At 64.9% G+C, this 5,458-nt stretch carries 4 protein-coding genes and 1 pseudogene; 2 read left to right on the forward strand and 3 right to left on the reverse strand.

What is annotated here, in order from left to right:
• Positions 1 to 361: DNA-3-methyladenine glycosylase (locus RHBS_RS23640; RefSeq protein WP_145977579.1), on the reverse strand; the 361-nt coding region annotated here is incomplete at its 3' end.
• Between the two features lie 80 nt (positions 362 to 441).
• Between RHBS_RS23640 and RHBS_RS23645 the strand changes: the two genes are divergently transcribed.
• Positions 442 to 1,173 (forward strand): ABC transporter ATP-binding protein, encoded by a 732-nt coding sequence (locus RHBS_RS23645; protein WP_128646566.1) that lies wholly within the window; start codon positions 442 to 444, stop codon positions 1,171 to 1,173.
• Complete coding sequence (locus RHBS_RS23650; protein ID WP_128646568.1) at positions 1,170 to 1,925, forward strand: ABC transporter permease; 756 nt, start codon at positions 1,170 to 1,172, stop codon at positions 1,923 to 1,925. The genes RHBS_RS23645 and RHBS_RS23650 overlap by 4 nt, the downstream gene beginning before the upstream one ends.
• A 29-nt stretch (positions 1,926 to 1,954) precedes the next feature.
• Here the strand turns inward: RHBS_RS23650 and RHBS_RS23655 are convergent, their stop codons facing one another.
• A complete protein-coding gene (locus RHBS_RS23655; protein WP_128646570.1) occupies positions 1,955 to 2,161 on the reverse strand; it encodes a Trm112 family protein in 207 nt (68 codons plus the stop codon).
• Between the two features lie 86 nt (positions 2,162 to 2,247).
• Positions 2,248 to 5,264: pseudogene (locus tag RHBS_RS23660) on the reverse strand (AMP-binding protein).
• Between the last annotated feature and the right edge of the window lie 194 nt (positions 5,265 to 5,458).

Here is a 5,458-nt window from a genome sequence, read left to right on the forward strand (position 1 = left end):
ATCGTGGACCGCGGCCGGCGCGCCTGCTCTGGACGACGTCGTGGCCCGCCACCACTTCTCCCGCTCGAAGCAACACGGCAGCGGCCGTGCCGTCCGGGCCACAACTCACGTTCACACAGAGATGCATTCCGTAGCTCACGTAGACATAGAGACGCCCCGCAGGACCGAACATCACCTCGTTGCGGGCAGTCGGCCCCCGAAAGGAATGCGCGGCCGGATCGGGCCACGGACCATCGAGCGGACCACCGTAGGCCTCGACTTCCACGATGCGCACCGACACGTCGCCCACGGTGACGGTCCCACCGAGAATGCGTCGGGCTGCGTCGTCAGGCTCCCCGATCTCCAAGTCAGCGACATTCATCCTTCCCATGATGCTTCGCCCTTGACCACCGAGCGCCGACGGGGCTATGACTTCGACATCCGATAAGTCTGGAGGCCGACATGGCGTTCACCGGTGAACACGCCGTCGAGATCACAGGGCTGACGGTTCGCCGCGGCACGCGAACGGTGCTGCGGAATCTGTCCCTGACGATCCCTCGTGGTGCCATCACCGGACTTCTCGGTCCGTCGGGCTGCGGCAAGACGACTCTGATGCGAGCGATCGTCGGCACTCAAATCGTCAACAGCGGAACCGTGGTAGTTCTCGGATCTCCGGCCGGCTCGGCGCCGTTGCGCCGCACAGTCGGGTACGTGACCCAGGCACCGAGCGTCTACCGAGATCTCACCGTTCGCGAGAACGTGCAGTACTTCGGGTCGCTGTACGGTCGCCGGCGCGCGGACGTAGCGTCCGCCATCGAGTCGGTCGGACTGGCCGACCACGCGTCGTCACGGGCGGGCGAACTCTCCGGCGGCCAACTGGGGCGGGTCTCCCTGGCCAGCGCGCTAGTCGCCGAACCCGAGCTGATCGTTCTCGACGAACCGACGGTCGGCTTGGATCCCGTGCTGCGCTCGGAGCTGTGGTCGCGTTTCGCCGATATCGCGGCAAGCGGTACAACGGTGTTGATCTCCAGCCATGTGATGGACGAGGCGGAGCACTGCAGCAGTCTCGTTCTGATGCGCGACGGCACCGTGCTGGCCCAATCGAGCCCCGACGCGCTACTCGCGCGCACAAACGAAACGACGCTCGATCGCGCATTCCTGTCTCTCATCAGATCTACCGAGCAGACATCGTGAACGCGCGGATCTACGCAGCCGGCACCGGCCGAATCCTGCGACAACTCCGAGCCGACCATCGATCGGTGGCCATGGTTCTGCTCGTTCCGTCCCTGCTGATGGTGTTGCTGTACTTCCTTTACCAAGACGTGCCGACCCCGCCGAATCAGCAGTCGTTGTTCGATCGGATCGCGATCACGATGCTCGGCATCCTGCCATTCGTCGTCATGTTCCTGATCACGTCGATTTCGATGCAGCGCGAACGAACCTCAGGAACGCTCGAACGCCTGCTCACGACACCGATGTCCAAGCTGGACCTGCTGGCGAGCTACGGCTCGGCCTTCTCGCTGGCCGCTTTCGGACAGGCGCTACTCGCATGCACCGTCGCGTTCGGATTTCTCGGGCTCGACATCGAGGGCTCGGTCGGTTGGGTTCTGGTGATCGCAGTCCTGGGAGCAATGCTCGGCGTCGCCATCGGACTGCTGTGCAGCGCATTCGCCCGCACCGAGTTTCAAGCCGTCCAGTTCATGCCGGTCGTCGTGATTCCACAGCTGTTTCTGTGTGGACTCCTGGTGCCGCGTGACCAGATGCCGAATTGGCTGGCCGCGATCAGCAATGTTCTGCCGCTGAGCTACCTGGTCGACGCGCTCCAGGAGATATCCCGGTACCCCGGAGTCACCGGGCGCATGTGGACCGACATCGCCGTGGTCACAGCGTTCACCGTTGCCGCGCTGAGTGGAGCCGCAGCGACATTGCGTCGACGAACCCAGTAGTCGACGAACCCAGTGACCGAACGGGAGTTCTAGGACGTGGCGCGCGCCAGGATCGACTCGTGCTCGGCGTCCTCGACATCGCGTGCGTCGTCGGCCAGCAACACCGGAATTCCGTTCTCGATGGGATATGCACGCCGCAGTCGCGGGTTGTAGAGCAATTCCCCTTCGATCAACAGCAGCGGGCCCTTGTCCACCGGGCACGCGAGAATGGAAAGCAGTGTCGAATCGATTGCCACAGGTGTCCTTCGCTCTGCTCCGGTCGAACCGGAGTGGTGTACTCGCTTACGCTACCGAACCCGTTTTCTTCTGTGCATACTCGTTCCTACGACGATCTTTCGGCCGCGGTCTCGCGCCCGACGAACCGTTCGGCCACAACAGCTTTCGTCAATCGACGGTAGCTGTTCGACTCCGAGTCGTAAAACCACGACCGTGCGCTTGGCGTCGGGATGCCCGCTTGCTTCAGCGCCGTCGCGTTGGGCCGATACGCGCGTCCCACCGGAATTTCGGTCACCACGTGCACGATCGCCGGACGCTCGGCCGGAAGCAGTGCCCCGAGAGTGTCCGTCAATGCACGAGCGGTGATCACCGCCTCGGGTTGCAGCGAGATCGCGCAGACGGCCACCTCGGTGGCCGACGCCTCGACGCGCACCGATCGTGGCCGATCCGACGTCACCCGCACTCCGTAGACCACAGCCGAATCGACCTGGTCCAGGTCACCTACCGCGTCGACGATCGGCTGGGTGTACACCGGACCGCACGCCGAACGCACCACGGTGTCCTTGCGGTCGACGAGCCAATAATCGCCGTCGGAATCGCGACGGAACAGGTTCTCGGTGGGGATCCAGGCGTCCGTGGGCTCGAAGACTCCGCGCATGACGTGACTGGTTGCTTCGCCGTCTCCGCTCGGTCGGCCGAGAAGTAGCCCGATCTCGTCGTCGCGGCACTGCCGGACGAAGCCGTCGTCGTCCTCTTCGAGGCGGCCGGTGATCGGGTCGTAGGCCGCCAGCGCAACCCGTGCACTGCCGGGCAACGGACGACCCTTGGAGCCGATCTTCGAGCCCGCCACGTTGGCCAGGATCACGTCGTTCTCGGTGGATGCGTAGAACTCGAGCACCCGAGCCGGGCTGAACCGCGCCAGCGTGCGACGCCACAGCCCCACCGGCATGCCCGATCCGATGAACAGGCGCACCGGGTGACCGGAGTCGACCGGGAACCGGCCGTCGTCGAGAATCTGCCGCATCATCGTCCAGGTGTAGCTCACGACGGTGACGCCGTAGCGGTACACCTCTTCGCTGAACCGCTCGGGCTCGAGACCACGGGAGAGTGCGATGCGTGAACCGCCCGCGAGGGCGCCACCGATCGTGACGAGAATCCCGGCCGAATGATGCAGCGGCGCAAGGCAATAGACAGTATCGCCGGGTCCGAGCGCGGCCGTTGTCGCTGTACCGAATGCCGACAACGCCCAGCGATGATTGGTGATGTATCGCGGTTCGAGACCGCGATCGGTCGTCGTGAACAGGATCATCGCCAGTTCGCGGGCACGACCCGGATCCGGCTCGTACCACTGAGGCAAACGCACCGCGTCGGGATCGATGGCCTCGAGATCGACCACCTCGTAGCCGGACGGGATGTCGAGTCGCCGAGTCTCACCACCGCCGAGCACCAGCACGTTCGGCGCCACCGGGACCGCAGCCGCAGCATTCTCCGGATCGGCGATCACCGTGTCGACGTCGACGGTTCGCAGGGCTGCGGTCAGATCGCTGCCCGGCTGCAGCAGAACAGGTACTGCCCCGATCCGCGAGAGCGCCGCCATCGCTGCCAACGCGCTGGACGAGTCTCCATCAACACACCGATGCGCGACGCGGGTCGCACCCCGACGCTGATCAGACCGCGCACCACATTGTCGATGCGGACGTTGACCGCGTCGTAGGTGTGCACTCGGTCGTCGAACAGGAAGCACTCGCCATTCGGAGATTTACGTCCCTGCTCGGCGATCAAGCGGCCCAACGAGACTCGACTGTGCGGCTGCATCTGCCCGAGGCGGGCGAGCCTCGGCAGCGTACGCACGGCCTCGGAAGAGATTTCGCGGGTACCCCCGCACCGCGCCGGTCGCCGCCGATGCCAGCCCGCGGCCGACACCGACGCCCACCTCGGCAATGGAGGCTGCAGTGTGGATCAGTCGATTGGTGATCGACACACCACTGTCGGAATCGCTGTGGCCCTCGCGCTCCATCACGCGAACCGCCTCCGGCTTCGGTCCGAGATCCTCGCGCCACCGAATCCAGTTTCCCGTCGTCGGCCAGGTCTGCGCAGCCGCGGTACTGCCGACAACCAAACCGAAATGGCCTGCGCGCAAGGTAGTTTCGAAAACCTGCGCACGCGGGGCCGCGCGCTGAATGCCGCGCACGGCCAACGGTTGACCGATGTCGTCCACCTCGCCGACGAAGGCCAACACCGGCACCGTGAGTTCGGCCAGAGTCAACAGTCTGTCCTTGATGACGAACCCGCCGGTCATCATGCGGTTGTGCACGACGAACTGCTTCAGCAACTCCGCAACGGCAGGGCCGGACCAGGCCACCCACCCGTCCATCGCCAGAAAGCGTCGCTGCGGCTCGCGTGGCAACAGCGCCTCACGGTCGTGCAACTGCCTCAAGAAATCCAAGCGCGACCGCACGGTCTTCGCCGGATCGAGCAACTGGAATCCCGTCCGCGCCATCCACCCCGACACAGCGAGCCGAGTGAACACGTGATCGGCGAGAAACTCCGCTCCCCTCGTGGCCACACCGGCCGGAATCCCGAGCGGCAAGCCGGCCAGAGTGTCGACCGGAGCCCCGAACGTGATGAGGCTGGCCAGATTTCGGCCCCCACGGTAGGCAGCCGCCTGGTAGCAGAACATTCCGCCCTGGGAATAACCACCCAGGTGGACGTCGCGACCGGTGTGCTCGTGCACCTTGTCGACGACCTCGCTGATCGCCACGACGTGATCGGCCAGCGTACGGCCCCACCCACCTTCTTCGGTATCGGGCGATCCGAAATCGACAACCCACGGATCCAGACCCATGCCGTGCAGAATTCCGGCCGCGCCTTGTTCGGTGGTGACGTCGTAGACATCTGCGGAGACCATCATCGGTGGAATGAGCACCACCGGAGGACTGTCCGCGGGCACATCGTCTGGGAAGTACCGCCGAAGCCGGTACATCGGCTCGCGATCCATCACCCGAAACGGCGACGGATCCACCTCGGTTTCGAGCCACCCAGACGAATGACCTCGAGACCGTTCTGGGCCGTGGCGATGGCTCGCCGCAGTGGTCCACGTACGGCATCTGCATTCAGTCCCACAAATACACTCCTGCGTTCGGCCCCGACGGAACGACCGGCATCGGTCTTCGCGTGACGAAAGCTTCTCACATCACACTCGAGGAACCGGCACGGATATCGATTGCGCACTCAGTGGCGCAACACCGGTTCCTCGGCCCACGCACGCAGGGTCGCGGCACTGGCCCGCACGCCCCCGAGCTGATGCGCCACCTGCA

The sequence above is a fragment of the Rhodococcus sp. BS-15 genome, assembly GCF_000813105.1.
Taxonomy (GTDB): domain Bacteria; phylum Actinomycetota; class Actinomycetes; order Mycobacteriales; family Mycobacteriaceae; genus Rhodococcoides.

What these genes read in the sequence shown, in the direction of transcription:
- RHBS_RS23645 (WP_128646566.1), top strand. Translation starts at nt 442, where the DNA reads ATGGCGTTCACCGGTGAACACGCCGTCGAGATCACAGGGCTGACGGTT.